Origin of the sequence: Devosia ginsengisoli (assembly GCF_007859655.1) — a bacterium.
Classification (GTDB): Bacteria; Pseudomonadota; Alphaproteobacteria; order Rhizobiales; family Devosiaceae; genus Devosia; species Devosia ginsengisoli.
In genome coordinates, this window is the sequence record NZ_CP042304.1 from 288,108 (window position 1) to 307,374 (window position 19,267).

General features: G+C 65.2%; 21 protein-coding genes. 15 read left to right on the forward strand and 6 right to left on the reverse strand.

Going from position 1 to position 19,267, the window contains the following annotated elements; translation table 11 throughout:
* The 3 genes from FPZ08_RS01495 to phnN all read left to right on the forward strand — a co-directional run bounded on the left by FPZ08_RS01495 (position 1) and on the right by phnN (position 2,835).
* A complete protein-coding gene (locus tag FPZ08_RS01495; RefSeq protein WP_146288346.1) occupies positions 1-1,050 on the forward strand; it encodes a sn-glycerol-3-phosphate import ATP-binding protein UgpC in 1,050 nt (349 codons plus the stop codon).
* Positions 1,051-1,129: 79 nt separating this feature from the next.
* Positions 1,130-2,278 carry an alpha-D-ribose 1-methylphosphonate 5-triphosphate diphosphatase gene (locus FPZ08_RS01500; RefSeq protein ID WP_146288347.1) on the forward strand — a complete coding sequence of 383 codons (1,149 nt, stop codon included), beginning with the start codon at positions 1,130-1,132 and terminating at the stop codon, positions 2,276-2,278.
* Positions 2,275-2,835: a phosphonate metabolism protein/1,5-bisphosphokinase (PRPP-forming) PhnN gene (gene phnN / locus FPZ08_RS01505; RefSeq protein ID WP_146288348.1), complete on the forward strand. Its 561-nt coding sequence runs from the start codon at positions 2,275-2,277 to the stop codon at positions 2,833-2,835. Before FPZ08_RS01500 ends, phnN begins: the two co-directional genes overlap by 4 nt.
* A gap of 150 nt (positions 2,836-2,985) precedes the next feature.
* On the opposite strand, the gene phnF is transcribed toward phnN, so the two are convergent.
* Positions 2,986-3,711: a phosphonate metabolism transcriptional regulator PhnF gene (gene phnF / locus FPZ08_RS01510; RefSeq protein WP_146288349.1), complete on the reverse strand. Its 726-nt coding sequence runs from the start codon at positions 3,709-3,711 to the stop codon at positions 2,986-2,988.
* A 76-nt stretch (positions 3,712-3,787) separates the two neighbouring features.
* Here phnF and phnG point away from each other — a divergent pair, with 76 nt between their 5' ends.
* The 12 genes from phnG to FPZ08_RS01570 all read left to right on the forward strand — a co-directional run bounded on the left by phnG (position 3,788) and on the right by FPZ08_RS01570 (position 14,868).
* A complete protein-coding gene (gene phnG / locus FPZ08_RS01515; RefSeq protein ID WP_146288350.1) occupies positions 3,788-4,243 on the forward strand; it encodes a phosphonate C-P lyase system protein PhnG in 456 nt (151 codons plus the stop codon).
* 1 nt (position 4,244) lies between these two features.
* Entirely contained in the window at positions 4,245-4,844 is a 600-nt protein-coding gene (gene phnH / locus FPZ08_RS01520; RefSeq protein WP_146288351.1) for a phosphonate C-P lyase system protein PhnH, read from the forward strand.
* A gap of 1 nt (position 4,845) precedes the next feature.
* The gene (locus FPZ08_RS01525) at positions 4,846-5,934 is read left to right on the forward strand and encodes a carbon-phosphorus lyase complex subunit (protein ID WP_146288352.1); all 1,089 of its coding nucleotides are present in this window, start codon (positions 4,846-4,848) and stop codon (positions 5,932-5,934) included.
* The gene (locus tag FPZ08_RS01530; protein ID WP_146288353.1) at positions 5,931-6,803 is read left to right on the forward strand and encodes an alpha-D-ribose 1-methylphosphonate 5-phosphate C-P-lyase PhnJ; all 873 of its coding nucleotides are present in this window, start codon (positions 5,931-5,933) and stop codon (positions 6,801-6,803) included. Before FPZ08_RS01525 ends, FPZ08_RS01530 begins: the two co-directional genes overlap by 4 nt.
* A gap of 160 nt (positions 6,804-6,963) precedes the next feature.
* Entirely contained in the window at positions 6,964-7,740 is a 777-nt protein-coding gene (phnK, locus tag FPZ08_RS01535) for a phosphonate C-P lyase system protein PhnK (RefSeq protein ID WP_146288354.1), read from the forward strand.
* Between the two features lie 169 nt (positions 7,741-7,909).
* Positions 7,910-8,611, forward strand: a complete 702-nt coding sequence (gene phnL / locus FPZ08_RS01540) for a phosphonate C-P lyase system protein PhnL (protein WP_146288355.1) — start codon at positions 7,910-7,912, stop codon at positions 8,609-8,611.
* Positions 8,608-9,222, forward strand: a complete 615-nt coding sequence (locus tag FPZ08_RS01545) for a DapH/DapD/GlmU-related protein (RefSeq protein WP_146288356.1) — start codon at positions 8,608-8,610, stop codon at positions 9,220-9,222. Before phnL ends, FPZ08_RS01545 begins: the two co-directional genes overlap by 4 nt.
* A 290-nt stretch (positions 9,223-9,512) precedes the next feature.
* Positions 9,513-10,346: a phosphonate ABC transporter ATP-binding protein gene (gene phnC / locus FPZ08_RS01550; protein WP_146288357.1), complete on the forward strand. Its 834-nt coding sequence runs from the start codon at positions 9,513-9,515 to the stop codon at positions 10,344-10,346.
* Between the two features lie 69 nt (positions 10,347-10,415).
* On the forward strand, positions 10,416-11,324 hold the full coding sequence (gene phnD, locus FPZ08_RS01555) for a phosphonate ABC transporter substrate-binding protein (RefSeq protein ID WP_146288358.1): 909 nt from the start codon (positions 10,416-10,418) through the stop codon (positions 11,322-11,324).
* Between the two features lie 165 nt (positions 11,325-11,489).
* Positions 11,490-12,449, forward strand: coding sequence for a phosphonate ABC transporter, permease protein PhnE (phnE, locus tag FPZ08_RS01560; RefSeq protein ID WP_146288359.1), 960 nt, complete (start codon positions 11,490-11,492; stop codon positions 12,447-12,449).
* A complete protein-coding gene (gene phnE, locus FPZ08_RS01565; RefSeq protein ID WP_425457565.1) occupies positions 12,449-13,765 on the forward strand; it encodes a phosphonate ABC transporter, permease protein PhnE in 1,317 nt (438 codons plus the stop codon). The genes phnE (FPZ08_RS01560) and phnE (FPZ08_RS01565) overlap by 1 nt, the downstream gene beginning before the upstream one ends.
* Positions 13,766-13,842: 77 nt before the next feature.
* The gene (locus tag FPZ08_RS01570; RefSeq protein WP_146288361.1) at positions 13,843-14,868 is read left to right on the forward strand and encodes a LacI family DNA-binding transcriptional regulator; all 1,026 of its coding nucleotides are present in this window, start codon (positions 13,843-13,845) and stop codon (positions 14,866-14,868) included.
* Here the strand turns inward: FPZ08_RS01570 and cobM are convergent.
* The 5 genes from cobM to FPZ08_RS01595 form a co-directional block, all read right to left on the reverse strand.
* On the reverse strand, positions 14,852-15,610 hold the full coding sequence (gene cobM, locus FPZ08_RS01575) for a precorrin-4 C(11)-methyltransferase (protein ID WP_146288362.1): 759 nt from the start codon (positions 15,608-15,610) through the stop codon (positions 14,852-14,854). The two genes, FPZ08_RS01570 and cobM, sit on opposite strands and share 17 nt — an antisense overlap.
* A 185-nt stretch (positions 15,611-15,795) precedes the next feature.
* Complete coding sequence (gene cbiE, locus FPZ08_RS01580; protein ID WP_146288363.1) at positions 15,796-17,001, reverse strand: precorrin-6y C5,15-methyltransferase (decarboxylating) subunit CbiE; 1,206 nt, start codon at positions 16,999-17,001, stop codon at positions 15,796-15,798.
* Between the two features lie 160 nt (positions 17,002-17,161).
* Complete coding sequence (locus FPZ08_RS01585; protein WP_146288364.1) at positions 17,162-17,917, reverse strand: precorrin-3B C(17)-methyltransferase; 756 nt, start codon at positions 17,915-17,917, stop codon at positions 17,162-17,164.
* On the reverse strand, positions 17,914-18,636 hold the full coding sequence (locus FPZ08_RS01590) for a precorrin-2 C(20)-methyltransferase (RefSeq protein WP_146288365.1): 723 nt from the start codon (positions 18,634-18,636) through the stop codon (positions 17,914-17,916). The genes FPZ08_RS01585 and FPZ08_RS01590 overlap by 4 nt, the downstream gene beginning before the upstream one ends.
* On the reverse strand, positions 18,633-19,265 hold the full coding sequence (locus FPZ08_RS01595) for a precorrin-8X methylmutase (protein WP_146288366.1): 633 nt from the start codon (positions 19,263-19,265) through the stop codon (positions 18,633-18,635). The genes FPZ08_RS01590 and FPZ08_RS01595 overlap by 4 nt, the downstream gene beginning before the upstream one ends.
* Between the last annotated feature and the right edge of the window lie 2 nt (positions 19,266-19,267).

A 19,267-nucleotide genomic window follows, 5' to 3' on the forward strand; every position in this document is an offset into this window, starting at 1 on the left:
ATGGCCGCCATCGAACTCGCAGGCGTCAAGAAGACCTATCCCGGCGGCGCCCAGGTGATCCACGGCATCGACCTGGCTATCGGCGATGGCGAACTGGTGGTGCTGGTCGGTCCCTCTGGCTGCGGCAAGTCCACCCTGCTGCGCATGATCGCCGGGCTCGAAACCATCAGCGATGGCACGATTTCCATCGGCGGCGCGGTGGTCAATACCAAGGAGCCGGCCGAGCGCGACATCGCCATGGTGTTCCAGAATTACGCGCTCTATCCGCATATGACCGTACGGGGAAACCTCGAATATGGCCTTAGGAATCGCGGCACGCCGCGGGCCGAGATCGATGCCCGTGTCGAAGCGGCGGCGCGGACGCTGGAGATCGAGCCTTTCCTCGACCGCAAGCCGCGCCAGTTGTCCGGCGGGCAGCGCCAGCGCGTCGCCATGGGCCGGGCCATCGTGCGCCAGCCCAAAGCCTTCCTGTTCGATGAGCCGCTGAGCAATCTCGACGCCAAGCTGCGCGGGCAGATGCGTATCGAAATCCGCCGCCTGCAGCGCAGCCTGCGCACCACCAGCGTCTATGTGACCCACGACCAGCTCGAGGCCATGACCCTGGCCGACCGGCTGGTGGTGATGAATGGCGGCCATATCGAACAGGTGGGCAAGCCCACCGAACTCTACGACCGGCCCGCTTCGCTGTTCGTCGCCGGCTTTATCGGCTCGCCACCGATGAACCTGCTCGATGTCGCAGCCCTTGAGGCGCTGCCCGGCGTGACAATGCCCGCGGCGCTGCCGGATGGAACCGACATTGTCGGCATCCGTCCCGACGCCATTATACTGGGGGCTGCGGCATCGGGGGATATCTTGTTGTCGGGGACGGTCGAGCTGATCGAACCGGTGGGCGGGGAGAGCCATCTCTATGTGCGCGTGGTCGGGCTGGAACAGGCCATGATCATCGTCGCGCAGGGCCGTTCGGAGCTGGCGGAAGCGGCCAGTCTGGACTTCGTTCTGCCGGCCGAGGCGCTGCATCCGTTCAACCGCGCCACGGGAAAACGGCTGTAACAGGCACCGCCATGTCGTTGAACCGTCATAATATTCGGCTAGCGCAGCCAGTGTTACGCCACTGCAGGATCGGTCAGTCATGAACTCTGTCACCCTTGGAGAACTGGTTCTCACCAATGCAAGGATCGTGCTGGCCAACGAAGTGCTGGAAGGCTCGCTGCGGGTCGATGGCGGGGTCATCACCGATATCGGCGCGCCGAGCCGGACCGGGCTCGATCTCGACGGGGATTACTTGATCCCGGGCCTGGTGGAACTGCATACCGACCACCTCGAAACGCACTATGCGCCGCGCCCGCGCGTGCGCTGGAATCCGGTGGCCGCGGTGCAGGCGCATGATGCGCAGATCGCCGCCTCGGGCATCACCACCGTGCTCGACGCTATCCGCATCGGGCTCGATGAGGATACCGATGTCAGCGCCGAGGAAATGCGTATTCTGGCCGGGGCGATCCGTGCCGGGATGGATGCCGGGCGGCTGCGGGCCGAGCACTATATCCACCTGCGCTGCGAGGTTTCGGCGCCCGATTGCCTCGATAGTTTCCTCGCCATCAAGGACGATCCGCTGGTGCGGCTGGCCTCGCTGATGGACCATGCGCCGGGCCAGCGCCAGTTCGCCAGCCTCGACGCCTACAAGGTGTATTACCAGGGCAAGACCAAGATGAGCGATGCCGAGCTCGATGCCTTCACGGCCCGGCGTAACGCTCAGTCGCTGGCCCATTCCGGCAAGCATCGCCGCATGATTTCCCAGATGTGCCACGACCAGGGCATCGTGCTGGCCAGCCATGACGACGCCACCCGCGCCCATGTGGAAGAGGCGGTGGATCTGGGCCTGCATATCGCCGAGTTCCCCACCACGCTGGAGGCCGCACGCGCCTCGCGCCAGGCGGGGCTGTCCATTCTCATGGGCGGGCCGAACGTGGTGCGCGGCGGCTCGCATTCCGGCAATGTATCGGCGCGGGCGCTGGCCGAGGCCGACCTGCTCGATATCCTGTCCTCGGATTATATCCCCTTTTCCATGCTGCAATCGGCCTTCTCGCTTGCCGACGGCGTGGAGGGAATCAGCCTGTCCAAGGCGATCCAGCTGGTGACCAAACGGCCGGCGGAAGCGGCCGGATTCCACGATCGCGGCGAGATCGCCGTGGGCAAGCGGGCCGACTTCGTGCATCTGCGCATTGAGGACGGCATTCCCATCGTGCTGACGGTGTGGCGGCAGGGCCAGCGGGTGATATGAGCGGAACCTTCGTCGCGGTCGTCGGCCCCAGCGGCGTGGGCAAGGACAGCCTGATCGGCTTTGCCCGCGAACGGCTGGAAGCCGGTGGCCGCGTGCGCTTCGTGCGCCGCGTGGTGACGCGCCCCGCCGATGGCGGCAGCGAAGACCATGACAGCATGGATGAAACCGCCTTTGCCGCGGCTGAGGCGGCCGGAGAATTTGCCCTGAGCTGGGGCGCGCATGGCCTGTGCTACGGGCTGCCGGTGGCGCTGGAAGACGATCTGGCTGCCGGGCGCGTGGTGGTGGCCAACCTGTCGCGCGGGATGATTCCAGCATTGGTGGCGCGTTATCCCGATGCGCTGGTGGTGGCGGTGACGGCCGACCGGGCGGTGCTTGCGGAACGGCTGGCGAGCCGGGGGCGGGAGACCGCGGAATCCATAAGGCAGCGGCTGGATCGCAATGCGGGCGATGGCCTGCCGGCGAGCACGGTGCGGATCGATAATTCCGGGGCGCTTGAGGTGGCGGGGATGCAGTTTACCCGGCTGTTGCAGGATGTGGCTGGGGTTGTGCGGGCTTGAAGGCTGCTGTGGCACTATCGTTGCCTACCTACCGGCGCCTCCCGCGGACTTGATCCGCGGGTCATTCTCACCACGGCACAAGCGGCGGAAGACCCCCGGATCAAGTCCGGGGGAGGCGCCAGTGGGTGGGAGAGATCAGCGCCAATACCATCAAACCACCAATTCCATCCGCTCTGCCGGAAACCGGCTTAGCGCGTAGGATATTGGAATTGCTGCCGAATCCACGTCGACCGCCTCGGACACCAGCAGGATGGCGCCCGGTGCCAGGCCCAGCAGCTTGGTCTCTTCGACATCGGCATGGCGGGCGGAGATGCGGGTCGAAGCGCGGGCATAATCGTCTATGCCGTAGCTGGCAAAGACCGCTGTGGTCGATTGCAACTGGGCGATGCGCTCGGCGAAATCGGGGAATAGCCGATAGGGCAGCCAGGTGGTGGAGCGCGAGATCGGCCGTCCATCGGCGATGGACAGGCCTTCCGTGCGCACCACCTTGGCGCCCGGCTTGAGGCCCAGAGCGGCGGCTACGGCGGCTGTGGCATTCTCGATGCGGTGGCTGAGGCTTTGCGAGACGAGGCTGGCGGCCTGGCCCCTGAGACCTTCGCGAAATCGCGTGCGCCGGCCGATGGGGTAGGAGAGGCGGCGGGCGCTGCGGACGAAGGTGCCGCGGCCCTGTTCGGCGCCCACCACGCCCTCCTCGGCGAGCACGGCGAGGGCACGGCGCACCGTATGCCGATTGGCGGAAAAGCGTTCGGCCAGAAGGGCTTCGGTGGGCAGGCGATCGCCGCTGGCGAGCTTGCCACCGACAATGTCGAGGCGGATGGCATCGGCAATGCGCCGCCACAGAGCCACCCCACCGGAAACGTCTTTGGAAACTGTCATTGCATTTTCACACGAGAAGCGTAGGACCGGATTCAGGACATTAGTTGTCTAGTGTATTAGACAAATCGAGGCAAGCATGCAGACGCAACCCTCCATCGATAATAGCGCGCGCAAGGCGGCGCTGGATGTACTGGCCGCCGCCCCGGCGCGGGCTTTGGCCGCGCTGTGGGAAAGCTGGCCCGACAAGCCCGTGCATAAGTTCGTGCGCGGACCCGAAGTCGGGCTGGTCATGGTGCGCGGCCGCGCCGGGGGCGGGGGAGCGCCGTTCAACCTGGGCGAGGCCAGCGTGAGCCGCGCCAGCGTGCGCATTGTAAGCGGGGAAGTGGGGCACGGGTATTGCCTGGGCCGCGACCTCGCCAAGGCCGAGGCTATCGCCGTGATCGACGCGCTGTGGCAGCGCGATGCTGGGGCGGTGGAAGCGGAAATTATCGAGCCGCTGCGGGTACTTGCGGCGGAAGCCGACGGCAAACGTCGCGACGAGGCCGCGGCGACGCGGGTCGACTTTTTCACCATGGTGCGCGGGGATAACTGAAATGGATATCGGTCTCGACGGCGGATTTTCCGAGCCGGTGCGGCAGGCGCAGAGCAGTTTTCGGGCCATTATGGACGCTTTGGCCAATCCCGGAACGGTGCAAAAATTCGCGGATCCGGCGCCCGCACACGGTCCCCTCAGCGGCGAATTGGTTAGCACACTGTTAACGTTGAGCGACCAGGACACGTCAATCTGGGTGAGCGAAACCTTGCGGCAGACGGCCGGCGTGGAAGGCTTTGTGGCGTTTCATACCGGCGCGCCGATCGTGAACGAAACCGGGCATGCGGTATTCGCTTTTGCCGGGGCGGCGCGCGAATTGCCCAGCCTCGATGCGTTCAATCTCGGCACGCAGGAATACCCCGACCGGTCGACCACCATCGTGCTCGGCGTGACTGCTTTTGCGGGTGGCGACGAGATGGTTATTCGCGGGCCGGGGATCAAGGACCAGCGCAAGATTAGTCCCGTTGGGCTGCCCACGGATTTCGTCGCGCAATGGGCGGCCAATCGCGAGCTGTTCCCGCGCGGCGTGGACCTGCTGCTGGTGGGCGATGGCGCGGTGATGGGCCTGCCGCGCTCGACGCGGATTGCGGAAGGACATTGAAATGTATGTAGCCGTCAAGGGCGGGGAAGCCGCCATTGCCAATGCCCATGCCTTGCTGGCCGATCGCCGGCGCGGCGACCGCGCGGTGCCGGCCCTGCGGCTGGACCAGATCATGGAGCAGTTGGGGCTCGCGGTGGATAGGGCCATGGGCGAGGGCTCGCTCTATGACCGGGAACTGGCGGCTCTGGCGCTGGTGCAGGCGCGGGGCGACCTGATCGAGGCGATATTCCTGGTGAGGGCCTATCGTACGACGTTGCCGCGGTTTGGCTATTCGCAGCCGGTCGCTACCGGGGCGATGTTGATCGAAAGACGCATTTCGGCAACCTTCAAGGACCTGCCCGGCGGGCAGATGCTGGGGCCGACGTTTGACTATACCCACCGCCTGCTGGACCCGGCGATTGTTACCGGCGACGTGCCGGCCCCGGTGACGCGCGAGGCCGAGGCGGCGCAGGCGCCGCGGGTGACCGACCTACTGGGGCGGCAGGGGCTGATGGAGCCCGATGGCGAGACCGACCCCGAAGGCGATGTCGGCGACCTGACGCGCGAGCCGCTGGATTTTCCGCTCGACCGCGATCTGCGGCTGCAGGCCCTGGCGCGGGGCGACGAGGGTTTTCTGCTGGCGCTCGGCTATTCGACGCAGCGCGGCTATGGCCGCACCCATCCTTTCGTCGGCGAAATCCGCATCGGCGAGGTCGATGTGGAATTCGACGTGCCCGAATTGGGCTTTGCCGTGAATCTGGGACGCATAAGGGTGACCGAGTGCCAGATGGTCAACCAGTTCAAGGGCTCGGCGAAAGTGCCGCCGCAATTCACCCGCGGCTATGGGCTGGTGTTCGGGCAGGCCGAGCGCAAGGCCATGGCCATGTCGCTGGTGGATCGTGCCTTGCGCGCGAAGGAGTTCGGCGAGGACGTGGTGGCGCCGGCGCAGGACGAGGAATTCGTGATTTCCCACTCGGACAATGTGCAGGCGACGGGCTTCGTCGAGCATCTGAAACTGCCGCATTACGTGGATTTCCAGGCCGAGCTGGACCTGATCCGGCGCATGCGGGCCGAGCATGAAGCGGCCGAACTGAAGGAGGCCGCGGAATGAACGCCGTCGCCCAATACAACTTTGCCTATCTCGACGAGCAGACCAAAAGGATGATCCGGCGGGCCATTCTTAAGGCCATCGCCATTCCCGGCTATCAGGTGCCGTTCTCCAGCCGCGAAATGCCCATGCCCTATGGCTGGGGCACGGGCGGGGTGCAGGTGACGGCGTCGATTATCGGGCCGGATGACGTGCTCAAGGTCATCGATCAGGGGGCGGACGATACGACCAATGCGGTCTCGATCCGCGCCTTCTTTGCCAAGGTGGCGCAGGTGGCGACGACGACGCATACAGGCGAGGCGACCATCATCCAGACGCGGCATCGTATTCCCGAGCGGACGCTGGGGCAGGGGCAGATCCTGGTCTATCAGGTGCCGATCCCCGAGCCCTTGCGGTTCCTGGAACCGCGCGAGACCGAGACGCGCAAGATGCATGCGCTGGAAGAATACGGGCTGATGCATGTGAAGCTCTACGAGGATATCGCCCGGCATGGGCGGATCGCCACGACCTACGCCTATCCGGTCAAGGTCGAGGGGCGCTACGTGATGGACCCGTCGCCGACGCCGAAATTCGACAATCCCAAGATGCATATGAGCGAAGCGCTGCAACTGTTCGGAGCCGGGCGCGAGCACCGGATTTATGCGGTGCCGCCGCATACCGAGGTGGTGAGCCTCGATTTCGAGGATCATCCCTTTGCCATCCAGCATTTCGAGGAACCCTGCGCGCTGTGTGGCGCGGAACAGGTCTATCTGGACGAGGTGATCCTCGATGACCGGGGCGGGCATATGTATGTCTGCTCGGACACCGATAATTGCGAGGAACGGCGCGCGGCAGGGCATGTCGGGGCGCTGGGTGTGGAGGCGGCGGAATGAGCAAAGAGACTTTCCCAGTAGACCTCATCCTGAGCTTGTCGAAGGACGAGGTCGTGGCAGGATTGGCGTGCCCGCCCTCGTGGTTCGACAAGCTCACCATGAGGGCTTTGAGGACGCAGGAGTATTGCCATGAGGGGTTTGGAAATTTCGGAGAACCCCAATGACTGACCAACCCCTTCTCCGCGTCGAGAACCTGACCAAGTTTTACGGCTCCCGCCTGGGCTGCGCCGATGTGAGTTTCGAGTTGTGGCCGGGCGAAGTGCTGGCCATTGTGGGGGAATCGGGATCGGGCAAGACGACTTTGCTCAATTCGCTGTCGGCCACGCTGGAGCCGAGCGCGGGCCGCACGCTCTATCGCATGCGCGACGGGGAATGGCGCAATATCTATGAATTGAGCGAGGCCGAGCGGCGGTTCCTGGTGCGGACGGACTGGGGCTTCGTGCATCAGAACCCGGCGGACGGGCTGCGCATGACGGTGTCGGCGGGCGCCAATGTCGGCGAGCGGCTGATGGCGGTGGGCGACCGGCATTATGGGCATATTCGCGAGACGGCGCTTGATTGGCTCGGGCGGGTGGAGATTGCGGCGGACCGGATCGATGACCAGCCGCGCAGCTTTTCCGGCGGCATGCGGCAGCGGCTGCAGATTGCGCGGAATTTGGTGACTGGGCCGCGGCTGGTGTTCATGGACGAGCCGACGGGTGGGCTCGACGTGTCTGTGCAGGCGCGGCTGCTCGACCTGTTGCGCGGGCTGGTGGGGGAATTGGGGCTGGCGGCTGTCGTCGTGACCCATGATCTCGCCGTGGCGCGGCTGCTGAGCCATCGCATGATGGTGATGAAGGATGGGCATGTGATCGAGGCGGGACTGACGGATCGGGTGCTGGATGATCCGCGCGAGCCTTATACGCAGTTGCTGGTCAGCTCGATTTTGCAGGTGTGAGGATGATGGCCAATCATACCCCCACCCTCATTCCCTCCCCACAAGGGGGAGGGAAGCCCCGCCGGTGCGATGACGAGATTGTGCCACTTAACGTAGCTCCATCGTCTCCCTCCCCCTTGTGGGGAGGGATCAAGGGTGGGGGTTACTTCCGCATACATGGAGCCATCCAATGACCGCCCTGTCCGTCCGCAGCCTCGCCAAGACCTTCACCATGCATCTGCGCGATGGGGTGGTTCTGCCGGTGGTGGAGAATGTGAATTTCGAAGTCCAGCCGGGCGAATGCGTGGTGCTGGGCGGGCCGTCGGGGGCGGGGAAGTCTTCGATCCTCAAGATGGTCTATGGCAATTACGGCGTCGATGCCGGGGCGATTGTCATCCGGCATCATGGCGAGGCGGTGAACCTGGCGACGGCCGATCCGCGGACGGTGCTGACGCTGCGGCGGGATAGTATCGGCTATGTCAGCCAGTTCCTGCGCACGGTGCCGCGCGTCTCGGCGCTGGATGTGGTGGCGGAGCCGCTGGTGATCCGCGGCGTGGAGCGAGAGGAGGCGCAGGCGCGGGCCAGGGCGTTGCTGGCGCGGCTCAACCTACCGGAGCGGCTGTGGAGCTTGCCGCCGGCGACGTTTTCGGGCGGCGAGCAGCAGCGGGTGAATATCGCGCGCGGTTTCATCACCGATCATCCCGTGCTGCTGCTGGACGAGCCGACGGCGTCGCTCGATGCGACCAATCGGGCCGTGGTGGTGGCGATGATCGCCGAGAAGAAGGCCGCCGGCGTGGCCTTGCTGGGCATTTTCCATGACGAGGATGTGCGGGTGCAGGTGGCCGACCGCGTGGTCGATGTGACGGCGTTTGCGCCAAAGGTGGCGGCATGACCTGGTTGAGCGAGACGCCCTCTATCCATCCTACGGCGCAGGTCAGCGGCTCGACGCTGGGGCGCTATACCGAGGTTGGGGCGGGCAGCCATGTGTCGCGCTCGACGCTCGGGGACTATTCCTATTGCGTCGAGAATACGCAGATCGCCTATGCCGAGATCGGCAAGTTTGCCAATATCGCCAGCCATGTGCGGATTTATGCCTCGATGCACCCGATGGAGCGGGCCTCGTTGCACCATTTCACCTATCGCTCGAGCTGGTATTTCGAGGGCGAGGCGGACGATCAGGATTTCTTCGACTGGCGGGCGGGGCAGGGGATCACCATCGGGCACGATACCTGGATCGGGCATGGCGCGGTGGTGATGCCGGGCGTGCGGATCGGCAATGGGGCGATCATCGGGTCGAACGCTGTGGTGACGAAGGATGTGGCGGATTTCGCCATTGCCGTGGGTGTGCCGGCGCGGGTGATCCGGCAGCGGTTCAGCGATGATGTGGCGGGGCGGCTGGATGCGATGAAGTGGTGGGACTGGAGCCACGAGAAGCTGCATGCGGCGCTACCGGATTTTCGCAAGCTCGGGGTGGAGGGGTTTCTGGAGAAGTATGAGGGGTAGGGGCAGCGTCTCTACCCTCTCCCCTTGAGGGAGAGGGATGTTCTTCCGCGTTCAGCGGAAGAACCGGGTGAGGGGTTCTGCGCCATCCCATGCTTCAATGTTCTTGGATAGCGCAGGACCCTCATCCGCCCTTCGGGCACCTTCTCCCTCAAGGGGAGAAGGGGAGAAGTGCCCCCGCGACACCCCGCCACAGCGGCCTTGTGCATAGTCACGCAACCGTCATTCAACCGTTATCCCAGCTTCACGTCTCCGCCCTAGGTCTGCCGCAGTTCAACGGCGGGGCGACCCTGATGCTGAAGATTTCCAACGTATCGCGTCGGTTCGGTGACAAGGTCGCCGTCAGCGGCGTGAACCTCGAAATCCCGCAAGGGCAGATGGTCGGCGTGATCGGCCGCTCGGGCGCGGGCAAATCGACTTTGCTGCGCATGATCAACCGCCTGGCCGACGTGTCGTCGGGCTCCATCGACTATGGCGACCTGCGCGTCTCGGAGCTGCGCGGGCAGGCGTTGCGGAACTGGCAGCGCGACTGCGCCATGATTTTCCAGCAATTCAACCTGGTGCCGCGGCTCGACGTGATCACCAATGTCATGCTGGGGCGGCTCAATGGCCGCAATCCGGTGCTGAACCTGCTGCAGGTGTTTTCGCCGGGCGAACAGCTCGAGGCGCTCAAGGCGCTGGAGCGGCTCGATATCGCGGCGACGGCGATGCAATGGGCGCAGACGCTGTCTGGTGGCCAGCAGCAGCGCGTGGCGATTGCCCGGGCGCTGATGCAGGGGCCGAAAATGATCCTGGCGGACGAGCCGATTGCCTCGCTCGATCCGCGCAATGCGCAGATCGTCATGGACAGCCTGCGCGACATCAATGCCGAGGGCATCACCGTCATCACCAACCTGCATACGCTCGATACGGCGCGCGCCTATTGCGAGCGCATTATCGGCATGGCCGCGGGCAAGGTGGTGTTCGACGGCACGCCGGACGAGCTGACCACCGATGTGGCCCGCACCATCTATGGCGCCGACGGGCTCAAGGAAGCCTTTTCGGAGGCGATGACCTCGACGTCGATTGCGCCTGTCGCGCCCCTTCGCCTGCCGCGCACGCCGACCAACGCGCAGCAGGCTCCCTGATTTTACCGAAGTTCCGCGGCCCGAATTTCGGGCCTGCCGACAAACCCGCGTCACCAAAGGAAGATATCCATGACCGCGATCCGCACGATCCTGCTGGCCTCCGTGGCCCTGACCATGTCCACCGTTGCCTTCGCCCAGGACGTCAATGTCCTGCGCATCGGCCTCGATGGCGGCGAGAACGAGAGCGACCAGCTCCGCCGTTCCGAATGCGTCGTCGACAGCCTCAAGGCCGCCACCGGCGTTGCCGAAGTGCAGTTCTTCCCCTCGCCGGACTATAACGGCGTCATCCAGGGCCTGCTCGGCGGCACGATCGACATCGCCATCATGGGCGCCTCGTCCTATGCCTCGATCTACCTGAGCGACCCCGAAGCGGTTGACCCGATCCTGACCACCAAGCAGCAGGACGGCTCGACCGGTTATGTGTCGATCATGGTCGCCCGTGCCGATAGCGGCATCACCGACCTGGCCTCGACCAAGGGCAAGAAGCTCGGCTTTGCCGACCCGGATTCGACCTCGGGCTACCTGGTGCCGAACGTGTCGCTGCCGGCCGATCTCGGCATGCCGATCGCTGAATTCTACAGCGAAACCGGCTTTGGCGGCGGCCATGAAAACCTGGTTCTCGGCGTGCTCGACGGCACCTGGGACGTGGGCACCACTTTCGGTTCGGGCCAGGGCGCCTGGAGCGAAGGTTACACCACCGGCAACCTGCGCATCATGGTCGACAAAGGCCTGCTCGACATGGACGACCTGGTGGAAGTCTGGCAGTCGCCGATCATCCCGAACGGCCCGCTGATGGTGTCGAACAACCTTTCCGACGAGATGAAGGAAAAGGTGAAGGCCTATTTCGTGGGCCTGCCGGCAGCCGATTTCGACTGCTTCGACAGCTTCACCGGCGGCGGCTATGTCGATTTCGCCCCGGCCGACCAGCAGTTCTACCAGACCATCATCGACGCCCGTAAGTCGGTGATCGGGGGCTAACCCGCTCTCTCCCCACATTCGCCGAACGAGCTTCCCTCCCCCTTGTGGGGAGGGAATGAGGGTGGGGGAGTCACACGCTCCGAACGTGGGGAAAGAACCCCCACCCTTGATCCCTCCCCACAAGGGGGAGGGAGACGACTGAACCTTCAGCGGAAGCAGTTGCCCATGACCGATGTCCCGCTTTCCCCCGCCAACGAAACCCTGCTGCGGCATTATCGCGGCCAGGTTCTCACCCGGCGGGTCTATTCGGTGATCGGGGTGGCGCTGGTGGTGGTCGCGCTGTTGGCGGCGATGAACTATGCCAATGCGGCGAACTCGGGAAAGTTCTTCGACCGGCTGCCGTATCTGTTTGATTTCCTGAAGAATTTCGTGCCGAACGACCCGCTCGAAATCTTCCGGGCCATGTTCGATATCGAGTCGCCCTATTACGATGGCTCGCTGAAATTCGACTATACCTCGGACCGGCACTACCTGACCGAGAGCCTCTACATTCCCAACTTCGTCTACCAGCTGATCATCACGGTCAATATCGCCATTGTCTCGACCATTATCGGCGGCTCGATTGCCTTCTGCCTGTGCTTCTTCGCAGCCACCAACCTGGTCGGCGCGGGCGCGGTGCGTTGGGTGGTGCGGCGCATCATGGAAGTTTTGCGCGCCTTTCCCGAAATCGTCATTGCGGGGCTGCTGACGGCGGTGCTGTCCATCGGGCCGATCGCGGCCATCGCGGCGGTGTCGCTGCATACGATCGGTGCGCTGGGCAAGCTGTTCTTCGAAGTGGTCGAAAATGCCGACATGAAGCCCGAGGAAGGGCTGCGCTCGGTGGGGGCGACCTGGCTGGAGCGGGTGCGCTTCGCCATCCTGCCGCAGGTTTTGCCCAATTTCGTCAGCTACACCTTGCTGCGTACCGAAATCAATGTGCGCGCCTCGACCATTATCGGCGCGGTGGGCGGCGGCGGCATCGGCGAGGTGTTTCGCCTGTCGATTGGCCGCGACCATGCGGCCAAGACCTATGCCATCGTGATCCTGTTGCTGGTGACGATTGTCTGCATCGACCAGTTTTCGGGCTGGCTGCGGCGCCGGCTGGTCGGCAACCAATCCTTCGCTATGGGCCGGGGAGCGGCATGATGAGCACGATCAGCATCGCCGAGCGCAGCCGGCTCGAAAAGAAATATCCTGAAGTCTTCCGCCAGAGTTTCATGCGCCGCTGGGGGCTGTTGGTCGGCATCGGGCTGACGCTGCTCTATCTGGTGTTCTGCTGGTTCTTCTTCAGCGTCGGGCCGGCGCTGCAGAACGGCAAATGGGACCGGGCGGGTATCTATATCCAGGACTGGTATAGCTGGCGGGCGCAACCGCGCCTGCGCTTCGAGGATGGCGCGGTGGTGCCGCAATGGTCGAGCCGCGGGCAATATGCCGAGGGCGCCGAGATCGACTGGCTGACCCCGCATGACGACGGCAGCATGACCGCCACGTTCGGCGGTGCGGATGACCGGCTGGAGATTTCCACCAGCCAGGTGGACGTCTATGTCGATGGCGTGGCGTGGCCGGTGACCATTACCGCTGATGGTGCCATTGCGCCGGCGGATGCGCCTGCTGCCATCGAGCAGGATGGCAAGAAGGTGCTGGTGCATTACGGCTTTGCCGGGCAGGCGGAAATCCGCGACAACCAGGTGGCGGTGCAGCGCCGGTTCCTGGGCTGGGCCAATTTCCTCTACGATCCGCGCTCGCCGCTGTGGGGCAATGACCTGTTCGATACGGTGGGGCTGGTGTTCACCGGCCACGGTCAGCAGGTGCTGAGCGAATGGCTGGGCAACCGGGCCTGGCAGCATGCCGATATTCTTGCCAAACTGATGCAGACGCTGGTCATGGCCTTTGTCGGCACGCTGTTTGCGACGCTAGTGGCTTTCCCGCTGGCCTTCGTGGCGGCGCGGACCATTACGCCGAACCGGGCGGCCAACTGGCTGATGAAGCGCGGCTTCGATTTCCTGCGCTCCATCGACATGCTGATCTGGGCCCTGTTCTTCACCCGGGGCTTCGGACCGGGACCCATCCCCGGCATCGCGGCGATTTTCTTCACCGATACCGGGGCGCTGGGCAAGGTCTATGCCGAGGCGCTGGAAAATGTCGACGACAAGCAGCGCGAGGGCGTGAAATCGGTCGGGGCCAGCCCGGCCTCGGTCAACCGCTTCGGCGTGGTGCCGCAGGTGCTGCCGGTGTTCATTTCCCAGTCGCTGTATTTCTGGGAGAGCAATACGCGCTCGGCCACCATTATCGGCGCGGTGGGGGCGGGGGGTATCGGGCTCAAGCTGCTCGAGGCCATGGGCACCAATTCGGACTGGGACAAGGTGGCCTATATGGTACTGCTGATCCTGGGCGTGGTGTTCCTGTTCGACAATGTGTCCAATGCCATCCGCTCGCGGCTGATCGGGCCGGCGGCGCATTAGGGCGCGCCCGGGCTTCGGCTTGGTAATGGCAAACCGAAATGCTAGGGAGGCTGTTCGCGCTCATACAAGGGACGAGCATGGGCAGACCGATCGTTCGCCTGAAGGATATCGCCGACCAGACCGGATTTTCGGTGAATACCGTGTCGCTGGCTTTGCGCGACAGTCCGCGCATTCCCCAGGAGACGCGGGCGACGATCCGCCAGGCGGCCGAGGCGCTGAACTACCTGCCCAACCACATCGCCAAATCGCTGGTGAGCCGCGAGACGCGGACCATCGGGCTGGTGCTGACCTCGATCACCAATCCCATCCTGACGCTGGTGGCGCAGGAAATCGAATTGCGGCTGGCTGAGCGGGGCTATTCGACCCTGTTCGCCACCTCCAATGGCGATCACCACGAGGAAAAGAAGGTGATCGAGATGTTCCGTTCGCGACAGGTGGACGGCATGCTGATCTATCCGCGCGCCCATCGCGACCTCGATCATATCCGCCGCCTGCGCCAGGCGGGGCAACCGCTGGTGCTGCTGGTGGGCGACATGGATGCGGGCGTTGATGTGGTGGCCATGGACACGCGGCGGGGCAGCCACAAGGCGATGCGCCACCTGCTGGAGCAGGGACACAGGCAGATCGGGCTGATCGATGGCGGCGGCGAGCGGGGCAATTTCGAAAAGCTCGATGGCTATCGGCAGGCACTGGACGAGGCGGGCATTGCGGTGGACGAGGGGCTGCTGGTGGTGCCGCAGACCCATTCGGTGGCGGGCGGTTATGCGGCCATGGCGGAACTGGCGGCGCGGGGTGGCGGCATGACGGCTGTGCTGGCGGCGACCGACCTGCTGGCGCTGGGCGCGCTGCGCTGGACGCAGGAAAACGGGCGTCGCGTGCCCGACGACATGGCGATTGTCGGCTTCGACAATATCGAATTCGCTCAATATGCCGCGACGCCGATCAGCAGCGTGGACTATGCCGTGGGGCAGGTGACCGAACTGGCGGTGGAGCGGCTGCTCGGGCTGATCCAGGCAGAGGCCTTGCCGGAGCCGGAGATGACGTTGATCGAGCCGGACCTGGTGGTGCGGGCGAGCAGTGGAGCGCCTATTTCCGGTCCTTGAACCGCCGCTGATAGTCCGGGTCGTAGAGCGAACTTTCGCGGAAATCGGCTTCGTCCAGGCCGCGGCCGACGAAGATGATGGCGGTGCGCTCCACCGGATCGGCGGCAAAGCGCGCTTCGATATCGGCAAGCGTGCCGCTTATGATCTTTTCGTCGGGCCAGGAGGCGTGGAAGACCACGGCGACGGGGCAATCAGCGCCATAGAGCGGGGTGAGCTCGGCCACGACGCGGTCGAGGGCGTGGATGGCGAGGTGAATCGCCAGGGTTGCGCCGGTCGCGCCGAAGGCGGCCAGGGTTTCTCCTGATGGCATGGGCGAGGCGCGGCCGGAAACGCGGGTGAGGACCAGGCTCTGCGCGGCGGCGGGGATGGTGAGTTCGCGGCCGAGCGCGGCGGCGGCGGCGGCGAAGGCGGGAACGCCGGGGGTGAGCGTATAGGCAATGCCGAGGCGGTCGAGCCGGCGCATCTGTTCGGCCACGGCGCTCCAGACGGAGAGATCGCCGGAATGGAGGCGGGCAACATCCTGCCCGGCTGCGTGGGCGCGGATATATTCGGCCTCGATCTCGTCGAGGGACAGGGGCGCGGTGTCGACGAGGCGGGTATCGGGTCCGCACCAGGCCAGCATGTCTGGCGGCACGATGGAGCCGGCATAGAGGCAGACCGGGCAGGTGCGCAGGAGATTCATGCCGCGCACGGTGATGAGATCGGCCGCGCCGGGGCCGGCGCCGATGAAGTGGATGGTCATGGGGTGGGCCTCGGCGCAAGCGGAGGCAACCCCTCACCCGATTTTTCCGGCTGAACGCCGCAAAAATCACCCTCTCCCGCAAGGGGCGAGGGGTGGCTCCACTCGTTTGGCTGGCTGCGGTGCCCCCCCTTCTCCCCTTGCGGGAGAAGGTGCCCGAAGGGCGGATGAGGGGTTTCTTGCGATGGTCATGGCTTCGCCCACACCCATTGCACGATCGGCCGTGCCGGTTTCCAGCCGGTCATGCTGCCGATGGCTTCGGCGCGTTCAATTGAGAACCGGGTGAGAGTGCCGCCCAGTTCGGCGTGCCGGGCGAGGAGCAGGGCCTCCATTTCCAGCGTCACGGCATTGGCGACGAGGCGCCCGCCGGGGCGGAGGGCTGTGATGGCGGTGTCGAGCACGCCGGGATCGGAGCCGCCACCGCCTATAAAAACTGCATGAGGTTCTTCAAGTCCTGCAAGAGCTTCGGGGGCATGGCCTTGAATCAATTTGAGAGAGGGGACGCCCAGCCCATTGGCATTGCGCGATATTCTTGTCGCACGCACCGGATCGGCTTCCACCGCGATGGCGGATAGGCTCGGATCGGCCAGCATCCATTCGATGGCTACGGAGCCTGAGCCGGCGCCGATATCCCAGAGGAGTTCGCCGCGCCTTGGGGCGAGGGCAGAAAGGGTGAGGGCGCGGATTTCGCGTTTGGTGATCTGGCCGTCATGCTCGAAGAGGGCATCGTCGAGGCCGGGTGTCAGCGGCAGGATGCGGGCCCCGGGCAGGGCGACGACGCTGATGGCGCAGATATTGAGCGGGTTGATATCGGTGAGGGCGAAATTCATGGCGACATTGGTGCGCACGGTTTCATCGGGGCCGCCCAGGGCTTCCAGCACGGTGACGATGGAAATGCCGAAGCCGGATTCGGTGAGCAGTTTCGCCAGCGCGGCGGGGCCGTTTTCGTCCGAGGTGAGGGCGAGGATGCGCGCGCCGGGATGGAGATGGGGGCGGATGAGATCGAGCGGGCGACCGTGGAGGGAGAGGGTCAGCACATCCTGCAGCGGCCAGCCGAGGCGGGCGGCGGCGAGGCTGAAGGATGAGGGATGCGGGAAAACCTGCATCTGGCTGGCATCGATATGGCGGGCGAGGGTGGCGCCGACGCCGTGATGGAACGGATCGCCCGAGGCGAGGACGCAGACCTTGCGGTTGCGCAGGGCGATGATGGGGTCGATGGAAAAGGGCGTGGGCCAGGGATGCGCCTCGCCAGATATGGCTGACGCGGCCAGCTCGAGATGGCGGGTGCCGCCGAAGACCACTTCGGCATCGGCAATGGCGGCTTTTGCGGCGGTGCCGAGGCCGGAAAGGCCGTCTTCGCCTATGCCGACGATGGAGAGCCAGGGGGTGGTCATGGGGCACGCCCAGCGTGGTGGATGGCGCAGCACCCCCACCCTTGATCCCTCCCCACAAGGGGGAGGGAGACGATGAACACTGACCTCAGAGCTAGCGCCTCCCTCCCCTTGATGGGGAGGGATTGAGGGTGGGGTGGGGCCGCGCAAGCAGGATTATCCGTCATGCTTTGACCCCGCGCGGGGAATAGATCAGCGGGGGCAGGCCTTCGCGCTCTATGATGCGGGTTTCGGGGGAGCCGATGATGACGCAGGTGGCCATGTCGGCCTTGGTCGCGTCGGCCTCGGCTAGCGTCACAATGGTCATGGCTTCGTCGGGGCGGCCGGCGGCGCGGCCGAAGATGACCGGCGTGGTCCAGGGCAGGACTTCGCGCAGGATGGCGAAGGCGGTGCCGAGCTGCCAGGGGCGGGCCTTGGAAATGGGATTGTAGAGCGCAATGACCAGCCCGGCAGAGGCCACGGCGCGCAGGCGGGCTTCGATGACGGTCCACGGCTTGAGATTGTCGGATAGCGATATGGCGCAGAAATCGTGGCCCAGGGGCGCGCCGGCCCGGGCGGCGACGGCTAGCATGGCAGTGACGCCGGGGACGATGGCCAGATCGACGGCGCGCCAGGCGGGCGGGCCGGCTTCGATGGCTTCGCAAATGGCGGCTGCCATGGCGAAGACGCCCGGATCGCCGCCCGAGACGACGCAGACCTGTTCGCCCGAGGCGGCAGTGTGGAGAGCATCCTTGGCGCGGGCCAGTTCCTCTCTGTTATCGGAGGCGACGCGGCGCTGGTCGGGGCGGAGCGTGAGGCGGTCAAGATAGGGACCGTAGCCGAAGAAGACATGGGCGGCGGCAATGGCGGCCGTGGCTTCGGGCGTGGTTTGATCGGGGTTGCCGGGGCCGGTGCCGACGACTGTCAGTTTGCCACTCATGGGCGCGTGCTCCAGCCGGGGACCAGCACGATGGCGAAATAGGGGGCGACATCGTCGGTCTTGTCGGCGAGGCGGATGGCGTGGCCATTGGCCATGGTGCCGCGCTCGACATAAACGGCGGTATCGAGCCGGCCGGCGGCTTCGATGGCGCGGCGGATCTTGGGCAGGTTGCGGCCAACCTTCATGATGACGGCGCCATCACTATTGTTGAGGCGGGTGCTGAGATCGACTTCGTCCAGCGTGCCGGGAAGGACGGAGAGGATATCGTCGCCCTGCACCAGCGGTAGCCCGGCCTGCGACCAGCAGCCGGACATGGCGGTAATGCCGGGGATGACCTCGGTGTCGTAAATGTGGGCGAGGCGCACATGGAGATGCATGTAGCTGCCGTAGAAGAGCGGGTCGCCTTCGCTGAGCACGGCGACAGAACGGCCGGCATCGAGATGGGCGGCGACGCGGGCGGCGGCTTCCGCGTAGAAGGCCGAGGTGGCGGCCTTGTATGCGTCGTGGCGGCGATCGATTTCGGTGGTGACCGGATAACCCAGATGCTCCTCGATCTGGGTGGTGATGCGGTCAGCCACGATGGCGCGGGCATTGCTGGCATTGCCCTGCTTGGCGAACCAGGCGATCACGTCGGCGCTTTCGATGGCGCGCACGGCCTTCAGGGTGAGCAGGTCCGGGTCGCCCGGACCCGTGCCGACGCCAATAAGCTTGCCCCTCATATGCCCGGCCTCGCCACGGCATTGAGCGCGGCGGCCGTCATGGCCGAGCCACCGAGGCGGCCGCGGACGATGGCATAGGGGACGCCGTAGGAGTCTTCGGCGAGGGCGGCCTTGGATTCGGCGGCGCCGACAAAACCGACCGGCATGCCGAGGATGGCGGCGGGTTTTGGGGCGCCGTCGCGGAGCAGTTCGAGCAGGAAGAACAAAGCGGTGGGCGCATTGCCGATGGCGACGACGGAGCCGGCGAGGCGTGGCAGCCAGAGACGGAGCGCGGCGGCGGAGCGGGTATTGCCGATCTCGGCAGCGATGGTTGGCGTGGCCGGATCGCGCAGGGTGCAGATGACTTCGTTATGGGCCGGCAGGCGGGCGGCGGTGACGCCGCGGGCGACCATTTCGGCATCGCAGAAAATGGGCGCGCCGGAGGCCAAGGCGGCGCGGGCGGCGGTAACGAAGCCCGGGCCGAACTCGAAATGCTGCGCCGCCTCGACCGAGCCGGCGGCGTGGATCATGCGGATGGCGAGTTCGGCTTCATCCGCCGAAAAGGCCGAAAGATCGGCCTCGGCGCGGATGATGGCGAAGGACTGGCGATAAATCGCGTCGCCATCCCTGATGTAGTCATAGTGGTGCATCG